This window comes from Streptomyces sp. P9-2B-2 (assembly GCF_030406865.1).
Taxonomy (GTDB): Bacteria; Actinomycetota; Actinomycetes; order Streptomycetales; family Streptomycetaceae; genus Streptomyces; species Streptomyces platensis.
The window spans coordinates 2,295,209-2,313,051 of the sequence record NZ_CP129126.1 but is presented as its reverse complement, the minus strand read 5'-3'; the positions used below and the strand labels follow the sequence as shown (position 1 = coordinate 2,313,051).

Sequence of the window (17,843 nt, the reverse complement as noted above, 5' to 3'; positions counted from 1 at the left end):
AAAAGCCGTACTCGCGGGTAGCATGCTGGGTATGGCAGACACCCAGCAGGCGGAAGAGCAGGTGGAGGCGGCGGCCGGCACGGCGGCCGACAAGCGGGCCGGCCGGCGCACGGCCAGGCTCACCAAGCAGATCCGCGCCTTCGCCGACAGCCACGGCGGCAGCGCCGAGGGCCAGCTCGCGCACATCGGCCGCGGCCGCGTCCGGATCGCCCTCGTCGGGGCCAACGGCGAGTGGGGCAACCTCGTCGCGGACTCCTTCGACTCCGCCAGGGATGCCGCCACCGCGTCCGGCATCACCCTTCAGGACGACTTCGACGGCGACCTCGCCGCCAAGGTCCGCACCGGCCGCTACGAGTGGTCCCGGATGGCGGGCATCCAGGTCGGCGGCCCGGCCAACACCTGAGGCGCGGTAGCCGGGCGCCGTGCGCCGGAGCGTACGCCGGAAGCGGAGCCCGCTACCTCACCACCACCTCGTCCGTTAAGCCCACCAGGCGCGGCGCTTCGGCCGCGTCCGGCGGGCTCTCGGCGAGGAGAAGCGGATGGACGGCCTTCCACCGCTCATCGACCAGTACAGCTTCGGCGCGGTGCATGACGAGCTCGGCCTCGGCTCCTTCGAGACCCACCTCGCCGCCGCGGCCGGGGCCGATGGCCCGGCCCCCGCCGGCGCCAGCTACTTCGACAGCTTCACCGGCCTCGCGATACGCCGCTGGTGCCCCCCGCTGCTCGGCCTGGAACCGCACTGCCCGCCCGCCCACTACCTGGCGCGCCGCCGCGAGATGGGCGCCTACCGGGCCGGACGCATGCTGCTGCGCGGCTCCGGGATCGGCACGTTCCTGCTGGCGGCCGGGGCGCCCAGCGATCTGACCTCGGCCACCGAACTCGCCACCGCCGCCGCGGCCCACGCCCACGAGGTGGTCCGGCTCGAACCGCTCGCCGAGCAGGTCGCCGACACCTCCGGCAGCGTCGACTCCTTCCTCGGCTACACCGCCGAGGCCCTCTACGCCGCGGCCCAGCACGCCACGGCCTTCGCCTCCGGCGCCACCCACTGCGAGGGGCGCGCCCCGGAGGCCGGTGAGGTGCGGCGGGCCGCGGACCGCTGGCTGCGCCGCCGCCGGCCCGGGGAGCGGCTCGGGGAGCCCGTGCTCGTACGGCATCTGTTGTGGAGCGCGGTGGCGACCGGTCTGCCGGTGCAGCTGCACTGCCCCGACCCGCAGCCGCTGGCGCCGTTTCTGCGCGCCACCACGGGCATCGGCGCGGACCTCGTCCTGCTGCCGGAGGCACCGCACCACCGGCGGGCGGCGCAGCTCGCCGCGGTGCACGCCCATGTGTACGCGGACGCCGGGCCCTGCCCCGAGGAGACGCTGAGCCGGGCGCCGTTCGGCAAGTTGCTGTTCTCGTCGGGGGCCCGCGGGCTGCCCGAGCTCTATGTGACCGGCGCCCGGTGCTTCGTACGGGCCATGACGCGGCTCGTACGGGAGTGGACCGAGGAGGGCCTGTGCGGGCCCGGGGACGGGCGGCGGATCACCGAGACCGTCGGGTTCGGGACCGCGCGCCGGGTCTACCGGCTGAGCGCCGAGGCCGCTTGAGGCTCCGGTGCTTCGTGCGCGCCGGAGGGGGCGGGCCTGCCGGGGTCCTCCTCCTGGAGCGGACCGCGGTCGCGCAGGGAAAGACACACCCGCAGCGCCCAGATCCACACCAGGGCCGAGCCCAGCATGTGGAGCCCGATGACGATCTCGGGCAGGCCCATGAAGTACTGGACATAGCCGATGACGCCCTGCGCGGCGATACAGGCGAACAACTCCAGGAGCAGGCGGCGCGGGGCGGCCGGTGCCTTGACGGCGCGCAGCGTGAACCACAGCGCGACGGACAGGCCGACGACGATGTAGACGAAGTCGACGTGGAGCTGGGTGATCTCCTGCCAGTCCAGCGGGATGCGGTGGACCTTCTTGGCATCGCCCGCGTGCGGGCCGGTGCCCGTGACGACCGTGCCGATGACGGTGAGGGCCCCGGTCGCGGCCACCAGCAGCCAGGCCAGCTGCCGCGCCGGACGGGCGACCAGGTCGCGCGGATCCTCGTCGCCCTCGCTCGCCCGCTTCCAGCTCAGCACGGCGACCGTGAGCAGCGCCGTGGCCGCGAGGAAGTGCGAGCTGACGATGTACGGGTTCAGGCCGGTCAGGACCGTGACACCACCGATGACGGCATTGCTCATGACGAGCCAGAACTGCGCCCAGCCGAGCCGGGTGAGTGAGCGGCGCCGGGGGTGACGGGCGCGGGCGGCGATGATGAACAGCCCGACGACCGCGCACAGCACATACGTCAGCATGCGGTTGCCGAATTCGATGAGGCCGTTGATGCCCATCGCGGCAGTCGGAGTCAGGCTGTCCGGCGTGCACTTGGGCCAGGTCGAGCAGCCCAGCCCGGACTGGGAGAGCCGGACCGCGCCACCCGTGACGACGATGATCACGGCCATCACGACGGTTGCCAGCGCGGCCCGTCGTACGAAGGCCGCGGACGGCTGCCAGCGGCGGGCGATCAGCTCAAGGGGGTTCAGCGTGTTCGGCACGGGAGCCATCGTAAGCGGGCCCTTGTGCAAACTTTCACGAGGGGTGCGTTCGCGGCGGAGCCGCCCGTCCCGTGCCTCGGCCGCTCACTCCCAGCGGAAGAACCGGGCCGCGGCCCCCAGCCCGAGCACCGCCCACACCGCGAGGACGCCGAGGTCCGGCCAGGGGACGCCGGCGCCGTGCTGGAGCACCTCGCGCAGCCCGTCGGACAGCGCCGTGATCGGCAGCAGCCCGAGCACGCTCTGCGCGGCCTCCGGGAACTTCTGCAGCGGGACGATCACACCGCCGCCGACCAGCAGCAGCAGGAACACCAGGTTGGCCGCGGCGAGGGTGGCCTCCGCCTTGAGCGTGCCGGCCATCAGCAGGCCCAGGCCCGAGAAGGCGGCGGTGCCCAGGAGGAGCAGCGCGGCCACCGCGAGCGGGTTGCCCTGCGGGGACCAGCCCAGGGCGAGCGCGACCGCCGTCAGCAGCGTGATCTGGAGGACCTCGGTGACCAGCACCGCGCAGGTCTTGGCGGTCATCAGCCCCCAGCGCGGCAGCGGCGAGACGGCGAGCCGCTTGAGCACGCCGTAGCGCCGTTCGAAGCCGGTCGCGATGGCCTGGCCGGTGAAGGCGGTGGACAGCACGGCGAGCGCCAGGATGCCGGGCGCCAGGAAGTCGACGGAGTGGCCCGCGCCGCCGGCCGTGGCGGTGGGCACCGCGATGATGTCGACGGCGGAGAACAGGACCAGCAGCAGCGTCGGGATGATCACGGTCAGCAGCAGCTGCTCACCGTTGCGCAGCAGCATCCTGGTCTCCAGGGCGGCCTGCGCGCGGATCATCCGGGGCAGCGGAGCCGCACCGGGCCGCGGGCTGAAGGTGCCGGTGACGCCACCGGCCTCGGTGGTGGTCATGCGCGCAGCTCCTTGCCGGTGAGCTCCAAAAAGACGTCCTCCAGAGTGTGGCGCTCGACGGCTATCGCGTCGGGCATCACGCCGTTCTGGGCGCACCAGGAGGCGACGGTGGCCAGCAGCTGCGGGTTGACCTTGCCGTGGACGCGGTAGACGCCGGAGGCGGGCTCCGTGGCGGCGCTGTCCGCGGGCAGCGCCTTGAGGAGCGAGACGAGGTCGAGTCCGGGGCGGCCGGTGAAGCGCAGGCTGTTCTCGGCGCCGTCGCGGCACAGCTCGTCCGGGCTGCCCTGGGCGATCACCCGGCCGCCGTCGATGATCGCGACATCGTCGGCGAGCTGCTCGGCCTCGTCCATGAAGTGCGTGGTCAGTACGGTGCTGACGCCGTCGGTGCGCAGTTCCCGTACGAGGTCCCAGGTGGCGTGCCGGGCCTGCGGGTCGAGTCCGGCCGTCGGCTCGTCCAGGAAGACCAGCTCGGGGCGGCCGACCACGGCCATCGCCAGCGCCAGCCGTTGTTGCTGGCCGCCGGAGAGCCGCCGGTAGGGCGTCCGGCCGCAGCTGCCCAGGCCGAGCCGGTCGATCAGCGCGCCGACGTCGAGCGGGTGGGCGTGCAGGGTGGCGGTGTGCCGCAGCATCTCGTCGGCCCGAGCGCCCGCGTAGACGCCGCCGGACTGGAGCATCACGCCGATCCGCGGGCGCAGCGCCGCGGCGTCGGCGACCGGGTCCAGGCCCAGGACGCGCACCCGGCCGGCGTCCGGGCGGCGGTAGCCCTCGCAGGTCTCGATGGTGGTGGTCTTGCCGGCGCCGTTCGGGCCGAGCACGGCGGTCACCGCGCCGCGCGCGACGGTCAGGTCGAGTCCGTCCACGGCGGTCTTGGTCCCGTAGCGCTTGACCAGGCCGGTGATCTCGACGGCGGGCTCTCGGCCGGGGGGCCGGGGGTCGCCCCCCGGGGAGGTGCTGGGCATGCCGGGCAGTCTACGGAGAGTGGCGGGCCGGGCTTCAATGGGGGCGACGGCCCGGAATCCTGTTCGTTCCCCGATCCGGCGGTGTGTGGCCGAACGGATTTCTGGGCCCGCGACCCCTGGTGCGCCGCTGCCGGCCCGGTGGACGCCCGTGCAGGTGGGCGGCGCTTTCGCCGCTCCGGCGGGTACTTGAATTAGGTAACCCTAAGTGATAGAGGCCACCCGTCGGTGCTCCGATGAGGCTTGAATCGCTTTGACGAATTACGCAACAATGGCGTTGTGAAATACGCGAGCGAGGAACAGGAAGGGCCCGCGGTCGAGCAGACCGAGGGGCCGGCCCCCTCCGCGCCCGAGAAGACCGAGCGGCGAGGGTCCGCCACCCACGCCGCGGCGCCGCACGACGAACAGCAGGGCACCCGCAACCGGGTCGCCCGCTCCATTCTCGACCACGGCCCGTCCACCGCGGCCGAACTCGCCCTGCGCCTGGAGCTGACCCAGGCGGCCGTCCGGCGGCATCTGGACGCGCTGGCCGCGGAGGGCGTCGTCGAGCCCCGGGAGAAGCGCGTGTACGGCACCCGTGGCCGCGGCCGCCCGGCCAAGGCCTTCGCCCTCACCGACTGCGGGCGGGACGCCTTCGACCAGGCCTACGACCAGCTCGCCTCCGAGGCGCTGCGCTGGATCGCGCAGAGCGCCGGCGGCGGCGAGAAGGGCGAGGCGGCCGTCGCCGCGTTCGCCCGCGCGCGCCTCGCCGCGCAGGCCGAGGGGTACCGCGAGGCCGTCGAGGCCGCCGAGCCGGAGGCCCGTACCGAGGCCCTTGCGAAGGCGTTGACCGCGGACGGGTACGCTGCTACGGCGCGCAGCGCCCCCAATCCCCAGCTCGGTGAACAGCTCTGCCAGCACCACTGCCCGGTCGCCCATGTCGCCGAGCAGTACCCGCAGCTGTGCGAGGCGGAGACCGAGGTCTTCTCCCGATTGCTCGGGACCCATGTACAGCGGCTGGCCACCATCGCCCATGGCGACGGGGTGTGCACGACCTTCGTCCCGAAGGCCGGCGCCGGCAAGGCCGCTCACAGCACCGCACGCACCAGTAAGACCACCACAGCATCTGCAAGCACGGCCGGGAGGAACCCCGCATGACGCTCCCCACGGAGACTGCTCACCCCGAGCTCGAGGGCCTGGGCAAGTACGAATACGGCTGGGCCGACTCCGACGTGGCCGGCGCCTCCGCCAAGCGCGGTCTCTCCGAGGCCGTCGTCCGCGACATCTCGGGCAAGAAGAACGAGCCGGAGTGGATGCTCAAGCTCCGCCTCAAGGGCCTGAAGCTGTTCGACAAGAAGCCCATGCCGAACTGGGGCTCGGACCTGTCGGGCATCGACTTCGACAACATCAAGTACTTCGTCCGCTCCACCGAGCAGCAGGCCGCCTCCTGGGAGGACCTGCCCGAGGACATCAAGAACACCTACGACAAGCTCGGCATCCCCGAGGCGGAGAAGCAGCGCCTGGTCGCCGGTGTCGCCGCGCAGTACGAGTCCGAGGTCGTCTACCACCAGATCCGTGAGGACCTGGAGGAGCAGGGCGTCATCTTCCTGGACACCGACACCGCGCTCAAGGAGCACCCGGAGCTCTTCCAGGAGTACTTCGGCACGGTCATCCCGGTCGGCGACAACAAGTTCGCGTCGCTGAACACCGCGGTGTGGTCCGGCGGCTCGTTCATCTACGTGCCCAAGGGTGTCCACGTCGACATCCCGCTCCAGGCCTACTTCCGGATCAACACCGAGAACATGGGTCAGTTCGAGCGGACGCTGATCATCGTCGACGAGGACGCCTACGTCCACTACGTCGAGGGCTGCACCGCCCCTATCTACAAGTCGGACTCGCTGCACTCCGCGGTCGTCGAGATCATCGTGAAGAAGGGCGGCCGCTGCCGCTACACGACCATCCAGAACTGGTCGAACAACGTCTACAACCTGGTCACCAAGCGCGCCGTCGCCTACGAGGGCGCGACCATGGAGTGGGTCGACGGCAACCTCGGCTCCAAGGTGACCATGAAGTACCCGGCCGTCTACCTCATGGGCGAGCACGCCAAGGGCGAGACCCTGTCCATCGCCTTCGCGGGCGAGGGCCAGCACCAGGACGCCGGCTCCAAGATGGTCCACATGGCGCCGAACACCTCCTCCAACATCGTCTCCAAGTCGGTGGCGCGAGGCGGTGGCCGGACCTCCTACCGCGGTCTGGTCGAGATCGGCGAGGGCGCCGCGGGCTCCAAGTCCAACGTGCTGTGTGACGCCCTGCTGGTGGACACCATCTCCCGTTCGGACACCTACCCCTACGTCGACGTCCGCGAGGACGACGTCTCCATGGGACACGAGGCCACGGTCTCCAAGGTCAGCGAGGACCAGCTCTTCTACCTGATGGCGCGCGGCCTGACGGAGTTCGAGGCCATGGCGATGATCGTGCGCGGCTTCGTCGAGCCGATCGCCCGTGAGCTGCCGATGGAGTATGCGCTGGAGCTCAACCGGCTGATCGAGCTGCAGATGGAAGGTTCGGTCGGCTGACGGCCGGCCCCCAGCAGCGACTGACTCTCTGATTGCAGAAAGCGAGCACTACGACAGCCATGGCTGAGGCTCAGAACATCCCGGCGGGCTCCACCACCACCGGCTCCCTTGCGGTGGCGGCGGAGTCCACCGTCGCCACGAGGATGAGCGCCCCGCCGTCCTACGACGTGGCGGACTTCCCGGTGCCGCACGGCCGCGAGGAGGAGTGGCGTTTCACGCCCCTCGCGCGCCTGAAGGGCCTGCACGACGGCAGCGCCGTGGCCGGCGGTCCTGACCTGAAGATCGACATCACCGCTCCCGAGGGTGTCACCCACGAGCTGGTCGACCGCACCGACCCGCGGGTCGGCAAGGCAGGCAAGCCCGTGGACCGGGTCGCCGCCCAGGCGTACAGCTCTTTCGAGAAGGCCTCGGTGGTCACGGTCCCCAAGGAGACCGTGCTCGCCGAGCCGATCCGGATCACCGTCCACGGTGACGGCGGCACGGCCTTCGGCCACCAGGTCATCGAGCTGGGCGCCTTCGCCGAGGCGGTCGTCGTCATCGACCACACCGGTGACGCGGTGCTCGCCGCCAACGTCGACTACCTCCTCGGTGACGGCGCCAAGCTGACCGTCGTCTCCGTCCAGGACTGGGACGAGCACGCCGTCCACGTGGGGCAGCACAACGCCCTCGTCGGCCGTGACGCCACCTTCAAGTCCGTGGTGGTCACCTTCGGCGGCGACCTCGTACGGCTGCACCCGCGCATCACGTACGCGGGTCCCGGCGGCGAGGCCGAGCTCTACGGTCTGTACTTCACCGAGGAGGGCCAGCACCAGGAGCACCGCCTCATGGTCGACCACGAGGCGCCCAACTGCCGCTCGCACGTCACGTACAAGGGCGCGCTTCAGGGCCAGGACGCGCACGCGGTCTGGATCGGCGATGTCCTCATCCAGGCGTCCGCGACCGGTACGGACACCTACGAGCTCAACCGCAACCTCGTCCTCACCGACGGCGCGCGGGTCGACTCGGTGCCCAACCTGGAGATCGAGACCGGCGAGATCGTCGGCGCCGGCCACGCCTCGGCGACCGGCCGCTTCGACGACGAGCAGCTGTTCTACCTGATGGCCCGCGGTATCCCGGCCGACGAGGCCCGCCGACTGGTCGTCCGCGGCTTCTTCGCCGAGCTGGTCCAGCAGATCGGTCTCCCGGACGTCGAAGAGCGTCTGATGAGCAAGATCGAGGCCGAGCTGGAAGCGTCCGCGGCATGACGTACGTACGCGCAGCGGCGCTCAGCGAGCTGGAGGAGGACACCCCCAAGCGGGTGGAACTCGACGGCACGCCCGTCTCGCTGGTCCGCACCGAGGGGGAGGTGTTCGCGATCAACGACATCTGCTCGCATGCGAACGTCTCGCTCTCCGAAGGCGAGGTCGAGGACTGCTCGATCGAGTGCTGGCTGCACGGTTCGAGCTTCGACCTGCGCACCGGCAAGCCGAACGGCCTTCCCGCGACGCGCCCCGTCCCCGTATATCCCGTAAAGATCGAAGGGGACGACGTGCTCGTCTCCGTCACCCAGGAGTCCTGAGTTCCCCATGGCAACGCTTGAGATCCACGACCTGCACGTCTCCGTCGAGGCCGAGAACGGCCCGCGCGAGATCCTGAAGGGCGTCGACCTGACTGTGAAGCAGGGCGAGACGCACGCCATCATGGGCCCCAACGGCTCCGGCAAGTCGACTCTCGCCTACTCCCTCGCGGGTCACCCCAAGTACACGATCACCGGCGGCACCGTCACCCTCGACGGCGAGGACGTCCTGGAGATGTCCGTCGACGAGCGCGCGCGGGCCGGCGTCTTCCTCGCCATGCAGTACCCGGTCGAGGTCCCCGGCGTCTCGGTCTCCAACTTCCTGCGCACCTCCGCGACCGCGATCCGCGGCGAGGCCCCCAAGCTGCGGCTGTGGGTCAAGGAGGTCAAGGAAGCCATGCAGCGCCTCCAGATGGACCCCTCCTTCGCCGAGCGCAACGTCAACGAGGGCTTCTCCGGCGGTGAGAAGAAGCGCCACGAGATCCTCCAGCTGGAGCTGCTCAAGCCGGCCATCGCGATCCTCGACGAGACCGACTCCGGCCTGGACGTCGACGCGCTGCGCACCGTCTCCGAGGGCGTCAACCGCGTCCGCGAGACCGGCGAGGTCGGCACCCTGCTGATCACCCACTACACGCGCATCCTGCGCTACATCAAGCCCGACCAGGTCCACGTCTTCGCCAACGGCCGGATCGCCGAGTCCGGTGGCGCGGAGCTCGCGGACAAGCTTGAGGCCGAGGGCTACGAGGCCTACACGAAGGGTGGCGCAACCGCGTGACACAGCTGCCGGGCCTCCTCGACACAGAGGCGATCCGTAAGGACTTCCCCCTTCTGGACCGTCAGGTCCACGACGGGAAGAAGGTCGTGTACCTGGACAACGCGGCGACCTCCCAGAAGCCGCGCCAGGTCCTCGACGCCCTGAACGCCTACTACGAACGTCACAACGCCAACGTCCACCGCGGCGTGCATGTGCTCGCCGAGGAGGCCACGGCGCTGTACGAAGGCGCCCGCGACAAGGTCGCGGCCTTCATCAACGCGCCGAGCCGCGACGAGGTGATCTTCACCAAGAACGCCTCCGAGTCGCTCAACCTCGTGGCCAACATGCTCGGCTGGGCCGATGAGCCCTACCGCGTGGACCGCGAGACCGAGATCGTCATCACGGAGATGGAGCACCACTCCAACATCGTCCCGTGGCAGCTGCTCTCGCAGCGCACCGGCGCGAAGCTGAAGTGGTTCGGCATCACCGACGACGGCCGTCTCGACCTGTCCAACATCGACGAGGTCATCACGGAGCAGACGAAGATCGTCTCCTTCACGCTGGTCTCCAACATCATGGGCACCGTCAACCCGGTCGAGACGATCATCCGCCGGGCCCAGGAGGTCGGCGCGCTGGTCTGCATCGATGCCTCGCAGGCCGCCCCGCACATGGTGCTGGACGTGCAGGCGCTGCAGGCCGACTTCGTGGCCTTCACCGGCCACAAGATGTGCGGCCCGACCGGCATCGGCGTCCTCTGGGGCCGCCAGGAGCTGCTGGAGGACCTCCCGCCGTTCCTCGGCGGCGGCGAGATGATCGAGACCGTCTCGATGCACTCCTCGACCTATGCGCCCGCGCCGCACAAGTTCGAGGCCGGTACGCCCCCGATCGCCCAGGCCGTCGGCCTCGGCGCGGCCGTGGACTACCTCACCTCGATCGGCATGGACAACATCGCCGCGCATGAGCACGCGATCACCGAGTACGCCGTCAAGCGGCTGCTGGAGGTCCCCGACCTGCGCATCATCGGCCCGAGCACGGCCGAGGACCGCGGGGCGACGATCTCCTTCACGCTCGGCGACATCCATCCCCACGACGTCGGCCAGGTGCTGGACGAGCAGGGCATCGCGGTCCGGGTGGGTCACCACTGCGCACGGCCGGTCTGCCTGCGCTACGGAATTCCCGCGACCACGCGAGCGTCGTTCTATCTGTACTCCACGCCCGCCGAGGTCGACGCCTTGGTCGAGGGGCTGGAGCACGTCCGCAACTTCTTCGGTTAATCAAGCACAGCGGATGAGGACGAGGACTGACTGAGTCGTGAAGCTGGATTCCATGTACCAGGACGTCATCCTGGACCACTACAAGCACCCCCATGGGCGCGGTCTTCGGGACGGCGACGCGGAGGTGCACCATGTCAACCCCACGTGCGGCGACGAGATCACGCTGCGCGTGCGGCTCGACGGCGCGACGATTGAGGATGTGTCCTACGAGGGCCAGGGCTGCTCCATCAGCCAGGCCAGCGCGTCGGTGCTCAACGACCTCCTGGTCGGCAAGGAGCTCGGCGAGGCGCAGAAGATCCAGGAGACGTTCCTGGAGCTGATGCAGTCCAAGGGTCAGGTCGAGCCGGATGACGCCATGGAGGAGGTGCTGGAGGACGCGGTCGCGTTCGCCGGTGTCTCGAAGTACCCGGCGCGTGTGAAGTGCGCGCTGCTCAGTTGGATGGCCTGGAAGGACGCCACGGCCAAGGCCCTCTCCGAGGAGGCGAAGACCGCATGACCGAGACCCCGACCACCACCAAGCCGGCTTCCGAGGAGGAGGTCCGCGAGGCGCTCTACGACGTCGTGGACCCCGAGCTGGGCATCGATGTCGTCAACCTGGGGCTGATCTACGGCGTGCACGTCGACGACGCCAATATCGCCACCATCGACATGACGCTGACCTCCGCGGCCTGCCCGCTGACCGACGTCATCGAGGACCAGGCGAAGTCCGCCACGGACGGCATCGTCAGCGAACTGAAGATCAACTGGGTCTGGATGCCCCCGTGGGGCCCGGACAAGATCACCGACGACGGCCGCGAGCAGCTCCGCGCGCTGGGCTTCAACGTCTGACGAGATCTCCTGAGCGCTACGGCCGTGCCCGCCAGTCACCACTGGCGGGCACGGCCGTTTCGGCGTTCCGGGGCCCGCGCATGGCTATGTACACCCGTACGCAACGTTGTGTACGCTCGTACGCATGGCCCCTTTGATGCTCGCCGGAGCGATCCTTTCCGAGGTCCTCGCGACCACCGCGATGAAGTACAGCGACGGCTTCAGCAAGCTGTGGCCGTCGCTGTACACCGCCGCGGGCTATCTGCTCGCCTTCTTCCTGCTCGCGCAGACGCTCAAGACGATGAGCGTCGGCACCGCGTACGCCATCTGGGCCGGTGTCGGCACGGCGCTGATCGCCGCGATCGGCATGGTGTTCCTGGGGGAGAGCACCAGCGCGCTGAGGATCTTCGGGGTGCTGCTGGTCATCGCCGGTGTCGTGGTGCTGAATCTGGGCGGGGCGCACTGATGGCCCGGCGCTACGACCCGGACCGGCGGCAGCGGATCATCGACGCGGCGATCACCGTGGTGGGCGAGCGCGGGATCGCCGGGCTCAGCCACCGCGCGGTGGCCGCCGCGGCGGATGTCCCGCTCGGCTCGACCACGTACCACTTCTCGACCCTGGACGAGCTGCTGGTCGCCGCGTTGCGGCAGGTCAACGGCGCATGCCTGGCCGACTTCGCACGCTGGGTGGACGGCCTCGATCCGGCGGCGCCGCTCACCGACGAGGTGGCCCGGTTCGTCGAGGAGGCCCTGACCGGGGACCGCTCGCGGATGCAGCTGGAGTACGAGCTGTATCTGGCGGCGCTGCGGCGCGAGGCGGTGCGGCCGATCGCCGCCGAGTGCCTGGACGAGATGGTGCGGCTGCTCGGACAGCGGATCGGCGATGTCCCGACCGCACGGGCCGTGGTGGCCTTCACCGACGGGCTGACGCTCCAGCATCTGCTGACCGGGCAGCCCTTCGATCCCAGCTCGGTACGGGCCGGGCTGGCCGGGGTGCTGGGCTGAGCGGCGGCCCCGGCGACGCGCGCCTTGTGCGCCCGTACGAACCCGGTGGTGCGACCCTACGGACCGGCCCGATCGCTGAGACCGGTTCGCCTCGGCGGGCGCCCTCCGGTTAGGTTTCGAACATGACCGAAGCTGCTACCTCCCGTACGACCGGCGCCGTCGCCGCCGGGCTCGCCACCGTCACCTCCGACGGCACCGTTCTCGACACCTGGTTCCCGGCGCCCCAGCTGGCCGCCGCCGACGGCCTGGGCCCCGCCGGCACCGAGCGCCTCGACGACGAGCGCGCCACCGAACTGCTGGGCGCCGCCGTGCTCAAGGCGATCGGTCCCGACCCGGTCCGCGAGGTCGAGGTCGTCGCCGTCCGCACGGTCATCGGCTCCCTCGACGACAAGCCGCTGGACGCCCACGACGCGTATCTGCGCCTCCACCTGCTCAGCCACCGGCTGGTCAAGCCGCACGGGCAGAACCTGGAGGGCGTCTTCGGCCTGCTGGCCAACGTCGCCTGGACCTCGCTGGGCCCGGTGGCCGTCGACCGGGTGGAGACGGTGCGGCTGAACGCCCGTGCCGAGGGCCTGCATCTGATGGTCACCGGCATCGACAAGTTCCCGCGGATGACGGACTATGTCGCGCCCACCGGCGTGCGGATCGCGGACGCCGACCGGGTGCGGCTGGGCGCGCACCTCGCGGCCGGCACCACGGTCATGCACGAGGGCTTCGTCAACTTCAACGCCGGGACGCTGGGCACCTCCATGGTCGAGGGCCGGATCAGCGCGGGTGTGGTCATCGGCGACGGCTCCGACATCGGCGGCGGCGCCTCCACCATGGGCACCCTGTCCGGCGGCGGCAAGCAGATCATCGCGGTCGGCGAGCGCTGCCTGCTCGGCGCCGAGTCGGGCATCGGGATCGCGCTGGGCGACGAGTGCGTCGTCGAGGCCGGTCTGTACGTCACCGCGGGCACCCGGGTCACGCTGCCCGACGGCCAGATTGTCAAGGCCCTGGAGCTCTCCGGCGCGGACAACATCCTCTTCCGCCGCAACTCCACCACCGGCACCGTCGAGGCCCGCCCGAACAAGGCGGACTGGGGCGGCCTCAACGAGGTGCTGCACAGCCACAACTGAGCGGTCACGGTCACACCACGGCCCGGCGGGTGCACCCGCCGGGCCGCGGTGTTGCCGTCACCCCGCTCCCCGGCCCGGCCGGCCGCCGTTAAGCTTGCGCCATGCGTGATCTTGTAGCGGGGATGCGGTATCTGGGCAAGGGGCAGCGCTGGGTCGCCCAGCACGGCCGGTGGTGGGGATTCGGGCTGATTCCGGCGCTGATCGCCCTGGTGCTGTATGCCGCGGTGCTCACCGTGCTGGCCATCTGGTCCGGCGATATCGCGGCCTGGGCGACGCCGTTCGCCGACGGCTGGGACTCGCCCTGGCAGGGGCTGCTGCGCGGGGTGTTCGTGGCGCTGCTGTTCGCCGGCGGGCTGATGCTCTCGGTGCTGACGTTCACCGCGGTCACCCTGCTGATCGGCGACCCCTTCTACGAGTCGCTCTCGGAGAAGGTCGAGGAGTCCGAGGGGCACTGCCCGCCGTCCCCGGGCCGGCCGCTGTGGCAGGAGATCTGGATCGCGCTGCGGGACAGCGTGCATGTGCTGCTGCGGGCCGCCGGTTTCGGCCTTCTGCTGTTCGTCCTCGGGTTCATCCCGTTCATCGGGCAGACCGTGATCCCCGCGATCGGCTTCTGTGTCTCCGGTTTCTTCCTCGCCGTCGAGCTGACCTCGGTGGCCATGCAGCGACGGGACATCCCGGTACGTGAGCGGCTCCGGCTGCTGCGCGGCCGCAAGGGCCTCGCCGTCGGCTTCGGCACCCCCATCGTGCTGCTGTTCCTGGTCCCGTTCGTCGCGGTGGTGCTGATGCCGGGCGCGGTCGCCGGTGCCACGCTGCTCGTCCGCGACCTGGTGCCGGGCCCGGACGAGCGGTCCGAGCCGGAGCGGGGCGAGGCGGCCGCCGGGCCGGACCAGGCCGCGGCTCCGTACGGGCAGCCGGGCGCGCCGGGCGGCTTCGGACCGCCGCCCGCCCCCTTCCCGCCTAACCAGGGACCCCCGCCGGCACCGCGGTATCCGCATCAGCAGTCCGGTCCAGGGTCGTCCGCAGCGCGTCCACCAGCCGGCTGGTGAGTTCGGCGTCCGCCGCCAGCAGCGGGCCGCGCACCGGTCCGGCGGGCAGCCCGAGGTGCTGGAGCAGCGCCTTCGTGGTGACCGTGCCGGGGGCCTCCCCGCCGGTCACCGCCTCGATGAGCGGGACCAGGGCGAGCTGACGGCGGGCCGCCGCGGCCGTGTCGCCGGCGTCATAGGCGTCCAGTACGGCGCGCACCGCCCGGGGTGCGGCATTGGCGACCGTGCTGACGCAGCCGGCGCCGCCGAGGGCCCGTAGCGGCAGGATCTGTTCATCGCAGCCCGCGTAGTAGGCCAGGTCCGTCGCGGCCAGCACCTTCGCCGTCTTCAGCGGGTCGTAGCCGCAGTCCTTGACCGCCACGATCCGCGGATGGGCGGCCAGCCGCAGCAGGGTCCGGGCGCTCAGCGCGGTGCCGGTGCGGCCCGGGATGTCGTAGAGCATCACCGGCAGTCCGGTGGTGTCCGCGACCGTCCGCAGATGGTGGCCGACGGCTTCCTGGGTGGGCCGCGAGTAGTACGGCGTGACCACCAACAGGCCGTGGGCACCCGCCCGTTCGGCGTCGCGGGCCAGGGAGACGGTGTGCCGGGTGTCGTTGGTGCCGACCCCCGCGATGATCCGCGCCCGGTCGCCGACGGCCTCGGCCACGGCCCGCAGCAGGGTCTCCTTCTCGGCGTCCGAGGTGGTCGGGGACTCCCCGGTGGTGCCGCTCAGCACCAGTGCGTCGCAGCCGCCGTCGTCGACGAGGCGGGTGGCGAGCTGCTGCGCGCCGTCCGGGTCGAGCGCGCCGTCGGCGGTGAACGGGGTGATCATGGCGGCCGCGGTGCGCCCGAAGGGCGGCGCGGCGGTGCGGGGGGCGGTCAGGGTGGTCATGCCGGGAGTGTGAGGGCGCCTCATAATTCACGTCCACTGAGTTGTACTGGTGGGTTTGTTAAGCATCGCTACGCCGGTGAGGCCCGGAAACGCGAAGCGGCCGCCGCACCCTTCGGTGCGACGGCCGCTCGGGCATCACAGGCCCATCACGCGCCAGTCGGGCCATTCCGCGAACGCTTCAGGTCCTGGGTCCGCTCGGAAGCCGACTCCTCCGACGACTTCGGCTTCCGCTGGTCGGCGCGCCTCTCGGCGGCACGGTCCTTGTTGCCCGACTTACGGTTCTGGGACTTCGGCATGATGACTCCCTATGTCTCGCCGAATGGTGCTTACCTGCCCAGTACCGCACCCCAGGCGGCAGTTGGCCCCCGGGCGTGGGCCGGACGGGTGACGAGGGAGTCACGTGCGGTGACCTTCCGCCGTGCTACGGGCGGATCCGCAGCACCTGCGGATCGTGGTCGCTGGCCTGGTCGGCGTACTCGGAGTTGAGGTGCACGATGTCGTAGTCGGCGCGGGTCAGCCGGCGGCTGGTGAGCATGTGGTCCAGCACCTGCGAATTGCCGTTGTAGACATAGCCGTAGCGCTCCGCGGCGGGCAGCCGGCCGACCAGATCGGTGAGCACACCCCCGGCGGTGAGGGACTTCAGGGCCGGCGAGAACTGGTAGTCGTTGAGGTCACCGGCGACCACCACCGCGGCCTTCGGGTCCTTCGCCAGCAGCTCCTTGACGAACGTGTTCACCAGCCCGGCCTGGGCGGTGCGCTGGGTCTCCGAACTGCGGGCCGGCGGCTGGAAGCGGCTGTCCAGACTCTGGTCGCCGCCCTTGGAGTTGAAGTGGTTGGCGATCACGAACACCCGGCTCCCCGGGCGGCTCTTGAGCGAGAACTGGCCGACCAGCGGCTTGCGGCTGGTCTTCCACGCCGGGTCGTCCGGCGCGATCCGGCCCGGGGACGCGGACAGCGTGGCCTTGCCGTGGTCGTCGACCACCTTCACCGGCGTCGTGGCGTCCCCGCCCTTGATGTCGGTGAACGAGACCCGCTCGGGGTTGAACAGGAACGCCACCCGGATGTTGCCGCCGGGCTGGCCGCCGTCCTGGCCGTCGACCGGGTCGATCTGCCGCCACTCGTACGCCGGGCCGCCGGCCGCCTTGATCGCCTCGGTGAGCTTCTTGAGGGTCTCCCCGGCGGTCACCACCCCGTTGTTCTTGGAGCCGTTGTCGTCCTGGACCTCCTCCAGTGCGACCACATCGGGGGTGGCGAGGTGCTCCACCAGCCCCTTGGCCAGCCGGTCGAACTTGGCCTGCGGGGTGCTGGGGGAGAGGTTCTCGACGTTGTAGGTGGCCACCGCCAGCTCGTCGGACTTCTGCTTGCGGGTCTTCTCCGGCTCCGGGCCCTTGTCGGCCAGGTTGCCCAGCTCGGTGGCCTGAAGGGTGTAGCCGCCGAAGCTGTCGTAGTCCAGCGGCCCGGCGGTGGTGCCGGTCAGCGCGTCGCCGACGTCGGCCACCGGGAACGGCTGCTGCGCGAACGGGATCAGCGACGCCACCTTGACCCGGCCGCCGTTGGGGTCCGCGTACGAGCGGTAGAGCGTGCCGCCGCGGGCCGTGCGGTGGTGCCGCGGCTCGGCGGTCACCCACAGCTCGTGATGGGTGTTGGTCGCCCCGACGACCGGCGCGTCCGACACCGCGACGCGCATGCCCTCCAGGGACTCGTAGCGGTCCAGGGCGTACGAGCCGGGGCGCAGCCTCAGGGACTCGATGCTCTTGCCGCCCGCGTTCGGGGCGTAACGATTCGGCACCGAGGCCGGGTTGAGCGTGAAGGCGGCCGGCAGCGGGGCGTCCGCGGAGACCGTCTTCCAGGTCGCGTCGGTGATCTCGGTGACCGACTGGAGACCGGCGTCCTTGCCGCCGGGGTAGTACTCGCTGACCGTGCCGGAGAAGGTGACCGCGTCACCGACGGTGACCTTCGGCGTCTCCTTGCCGGTGAAGACGAAGACCGCCTCACTGGTGGCCGGGTCGCGGTCCGGGTGCGGGTCCTGCACCCAGAAGCCGCGCGCCGAGCCGAACGAGCGGATCGCGGTGACCGTACCGGGCACCTCGCTGACCTGCTGTCCGGCCAGCGGGGATATGCGGGTGCTGCCCTGGATGTCGTGGATCCGGGCGCCGGCTGCCGAGGCGGACTGGGTGGCGGTCAGCAGCCCGCCGGCCAGGGCGGCGCAGACCACCGCGGCGACGGTGGCCGGTCTGCGGAGCGAGCGACGGGACGGCATGGATGCCTCCGAGGGGTTTGGGGGGTGGCTTGGGCAACGTCGATACGAAGCGGGACCGGCGCACGCTACGCGCGTCGATCTGCGTCAATCTCTTGTGCACGCACGGGAGTTGTCAAGCTTCTGCGGGTAACCAGAAGGGGGCGTGCGGGTGAACCGTCCGAGATACGGAGAATTCCGTCTACGCTTGGGCG

General features: G+C 70.8%; 20 protein-coding genes. 14 read left to right on the top strand and 6 right to left on the bottom strand.

The window, feature by feature from the left end:
- Positions 1-22 precede the first annotated feature (22 nt).
- Both QT196_RS10075 and QT196_RS10070 read left to right on the top strand, forming a co-directional pair.
- A complete protein-coding gene (locus QT196_RS10075; protein ID WP_290354772.1) occupies positions 23-403 on the top strand; it encodes a hypothetical protein in 381 nt (126 codons plus the stop codon).
- 136 nt (positions 404-539) lie between these two features.
- Positions 540-1,586, top strand: coding sequence for an amidohydrolase (locus QT196_RS10070; protein WP_290354771.1), 1,047 nt, complete (start codon positions 540-542; stop codon positions 1,584-1,586).
- Here QT196_RS10070 and QT196_RS10065 read toward each other — a convergent pair.
- The 3 genes from QT196_RS10065 to QT196_RS10055 all read right to left on the bottom strand — a co-directional run bounded on the left by QT196_RS10065 (position 1,559) and on the right by QT196_RS10055 (position 4,413).
- The gene (locus tag QT196_RS10065; protein ID WP_290354770.1) at positions 1,559-2,563 is read right to left on the bottom strand and encodes a COX15/CtaA family protein; all 1,005 of its coding nucleotides are present in this window, start codon (positions 2,561-2,563) and stop codon (positions 1,559-1,561) included. The genes QT196_RS10070 and QT196_RS10065 overlap by 28 nt on opposite strands.
- Positions 2,564-2,647: 84 nt before the next feature.
- On the bottom strand, positions 2,648-3,454 hold the full coding sequence (locus QT196_RS10060; RefSeq protein ID WP_290354769.1) for an ABC transporter permease: 807 nt from the start codon (positions 3,452-3,454) through the stop codon (positions 2,648-2,650).
- Positions 3,451-4,413, bottom strand: coding sequence for an ABC transporter ATP-binding protein (locus QT196_RS10055; RefSeq protein ID WP_168478567.1), 963 nt, complete (start codon positions 4,411-4,413; stop codon positions 3,451-3,453). Before QT196_RS10055 ends, QT196_RS10060 begins: the two co-directional genes overlap by 4 nt.
- A gap of 276 nt (positions 4,414-4,689) precedes the next feature.
- Here QT196_RS10055 and QT196_RS10050 point away from each other — a divergent pair, with 276 nt between their 5' ends.
- The 12 genes from QT196_RS10050 (at position 4,690) to QT196_RS09995 (ending at position 14,524) form a co-directional block, all read left to right on the top strand.
- A complete protein-coding gene (locus QT196_RS10050; RefSeq protein ID WP_168478566.1) occupies positions 4,690-5,547 on the top strand; it encodes an ArsR family transcriptional regulator in 858 nt (285 codons plus the stop codon).
- Positions 5,544-6,965: a Fe-S cluster assembly protein SufB gene (gene sufB, locus QT196_RS10045; RefSeq protein WP_168478565.1), complete on the top strand. Its 1,422-nt coding sequence runs from the start codon at positions 5,544-5,546 to the stop codon at positions 6,963-6,965. The genes QT196_RS10050 and sufB overlap by 4 nt, the downstream gene beginning before the upstream one ends.
- Before the next feature lie 59 nt (positions 6,966-7,024).
- The gene (gene sufD / locus QT196_RS10040; protein ID WP_168478564.1) at positions 7,025-8,209 is read left to right on the top strand and encodes a Fe-S cluster assembly protein SufD; all 1,185 of its coding nucleotides are present in this window, start codon (positions 7,025-7,027) and stop codon (positions 8,207-8,209) included.
- Positions 8,206-8,523 (top strand): non-heme iron oxygenase ferredoxin subunit, encoded by a 318-nt coding sequence (locus QT196_RS10035; protein WP_018091858.1) that lies wholly within the window; start codon positions 8,206-8,208, stop codon positions 8,521-8,523. The genes sufD and QT196_RS10035 overlap by 4 nt, the downstream gene beginning before the upstream one ends.
- 7 nt (positions 8,524-8,530) lie before the next feature.
- Positions 8,531-9,295 (top strand): Fe-S cluster assembly ATPase SufC, encoded by a 765-nt coding sequence (gene sufC, locus QT196_RS10030; RefSeq protein WP_085927733.1) that lies wholly within the window; start codon positions 8,531-8,533, stop codon positions 9,293-9,295.
- Positions 9,292-10,548, top strand: a complete 1,257-nt coding sequence (locus QT196_RS10025) for a cysteine desulfurase (protein WP_168478563.1) — start codon at positions 9,292-9,294, stop codon at positions 10,546-10,548. The genes sufC and QT196_RS10025 overlap by 4 nt, the downstream gene beginning before the upstream one ends.
- A gap of 37 nt (positions 10,549-10,585) precedes the next feature.
- Entirely contained in the window at positions 10,586-11,044 is a 459-nt protein-coding gene (gene sufU, locus QT196_RS10020; protein WP_030411905.1) for a Fe-S cluster assembly sulfur transfer protein SufU, read from the top strand.
- The gene (locus QT196_RS10015) at positions 11,041-11,376 is read left to right on the top strand and encodes a metal-sulfur cluster assembly factor (RefSeq protein WP_168478562.1); all 336 of its coding nucleotides are present in this window, start codon (positions 11,041-11,043) and stop codon (positions 11,374-11,376) included. The genes sufU and QT196_RS10015 overlap by 4 nt, the downstream gene beginning before the upstream one ends.
- A 124-nt stretch (positions 11,377-11,500) precedes the next feature.
- Positions 11,501-11,821: a multidrug efflux SMR transporter gene (locus tag QT196_RS10010; RefSeq protein WP_168478561.1), complete on the top strand. Its 321-nt coding sequence runs from the start codon at positions 11,501-11,503 to the stop codon at positions 11,819-11,821.
- A complete protein-coding gene (locus QT196_RS10005) occupies positions 11,821-12,360 on the top strand; it encodes a TetR family transcriptional regulator (protein WP_168478560.1) in 540 nt (179 codons plus the stop codon). The genes QT196_RS10010 and QT196_RS10005 overlap by 1 nt, the downstream gene beginning before the upstream one ends.
- A gap of 122 nt (positions 12,361-12,482) precedes the next feature.
- Positions 12,483-13,478 carry a 2,3,4,5-tetrahydropyridine-2,6-dicarboxylate N-succinyltransferase gene (gene dapD, locus QT196_RS10000; RefSeq protein WP_168478559.1) on the top strand — a complete coding sequence of 332 codons (996 nt, stop codon included), beginning with the start codon at positions 12,483-12,485 and terminating at the stop codon, positions 13,476-13,478.
- 101 nt (positions 13,479-13,579) lie between these two features.
- Positions 13,580-14,524: an EI24 domain-containing protein gene (locus QT196_RS09995; RefSeq protein ID WP_290354768.1), complete on the top strand. Its 945-nt coding sequence runs from the start codon at positions 13,580-13,582 to the stop codon at positions 14,522-14,524.
- Here the strand turns inward: QT196_RS09995 and dapA are convergent.
- The 3 genes from dapA to QT196_RS09980 all read right to left on the bottom strand — a co-directional run bounded on the left by dapA (position 14,436) and on the right by QT196_RS09980 (position 17,652).
- Positions 14,436-15,392, bottom strand: coding sequence for a 4-hydroxy-tetrahydrodipicolinate synthase (dapA, locus tag QT196_RS09990; protein WP_168478557.1), 957 nt, complete (start codon positions 15,390-15,392; stop codon positions 14,436-14,438). The two genes, QT196_RS09995 and dapA, sit on opposite strands and share 89 nt — an antisense overlap.
- Before the next feature lie 146 nt (positions 15,393-15,538).
- Positions 15,539-15,688 carry a hypothetical protein gene (locus QT196_RS09985; protein ID WP_168478556.1) on the bottom strand — a complete coding sequence of 50 codons (150 nt, stop codon included), beginning with the start codon at positions 15,686-15,688 and terminating at the stop codon, positions 15,539-15,541.
- Positions 15,689-15,813: 125 nt separating this feature from the next.
- Positions 15,814-17,652, bottom strand: a complete 1,839-nt coding sequence (locus QT196_RS09980) for an endonuclease/exonuclease/phosphatase family protein (protein WP_168478555.1) — start codon at positions 17,650-17,652, stop codon at positions 15,814-15,816.
- Between the last annotated feature and the right edge of the window lie 191 nt (positions 17,653-17,843).

Bases quoted from the DNA above. Each gene is read 5' to 3' on its own strand.
- QT196_RS10075 (WP_290354772.1), top strand. From the start codon at position 23: ATGCTGGGTATGGCAGACACCCAGCAGGCGGAAGAGCAGGTGGAGGCG.
- QT196_RS10070 (WP_290354771.1), top strand. From the start codon at position 540: ATGGACGGCCTTCCACCGCTCATCGACCAGTACAGCTTCGGCGCGGTG.
- QT196_RS10060 (WP_290354769.1), bottom strand. From the start codon at position 3,454: ATGACCACCACCGAGGCCGGTGGCGTCACCGGCACCTTCAGCCCGCGG.
- QT196_RS10055 (WP_168478567.1), bottom strand. From the start codon at position 4,413: ATGCCCAGCACCTCCCCGGGGGGCGACCCCCGGCCCCCCGGCCGAGAG.
- sufB (WP_168478565.1), top strand. From the start codon at position 5,544: ATGACGCTCCCCACGGAGACTGCTCACCCCGAGCTCGAGGGCCTGGGC.
- sufD (WP_168478564.1), top strand. From the start codon at position 7,025: ATGGCTGAGGCTCAGAACATCCCGGCGGGCTCCACCACCACCGGCTCC.
- QT196_RS10035 (WP_018091858.1), top strand. From the start codon at position 8,206: ATGACGTACGTACGCGCAGCGGCGCTCAGCGAGCTGGAGGAGGACACC.
- sufC (WP_085927733.1), top strand. From the start codon at position 8,531: ATGGCAACGCTTGAGATCCACGACCTGCACGTCTCCGTCGAGGCCGAG.
- QT196_RS10015 (WP_168478562.1), top strand. From the start codon at position 11,041: ATGACCGAGACCCCGACCACCACCAAGCCGGCTTCCGAGGAGGAGGTC.
- QT196_RS10010 (WP_168478561.1), top strand. From the start codon at position 11,501: ATGGCCCCTTTGATGCTCGCCGGAGCGATCCTTTCCGAGGTCCTCGCG.
- QT196_RS10005 (WP_168478560.1), top strand. From the start codon at position 11,821: ATGGCCCGGCGCTACGACCCGGACCGGCGGCAGCGGATCATCGACGCG.
- dapD (WP_168478559.1), top strand. From the start codon at position 12,483: ATGACCGAAGCTGCTACCTCCCGTACGACCGGCGCCGTCGCCGCCGGG.
- QT196_RS09995 (WP_290354768.1), top strand. From the start codon at position 13,580: ATGCGTGATCTTGTAGCGGGGATGCGGTATCTGGGCAAGGGGCAGCGC.
- dapA (WP_168478557.1), bottom strand. From the start codon at position 15,392: ATGACCACCCTGACCGCCCCCCGCACCGCCGCGCCGCCCTTCGGGCGC.
- QT196_RS09985 (WP_168478556.1), bottom strand. From the start codon at position 15,688: ATGCCGAAGTCCCAGAACCGTAAGTCGGGCAACAAGGACCGTGCCGCC.
- QT196_RS09980 (WP_168478555.1), bottom strand. From the start codon at position 17,652: ATGCCGTCCCGTCGCTCGCTCCGCAGACCGGCCACCGTCGCCGCGGTG.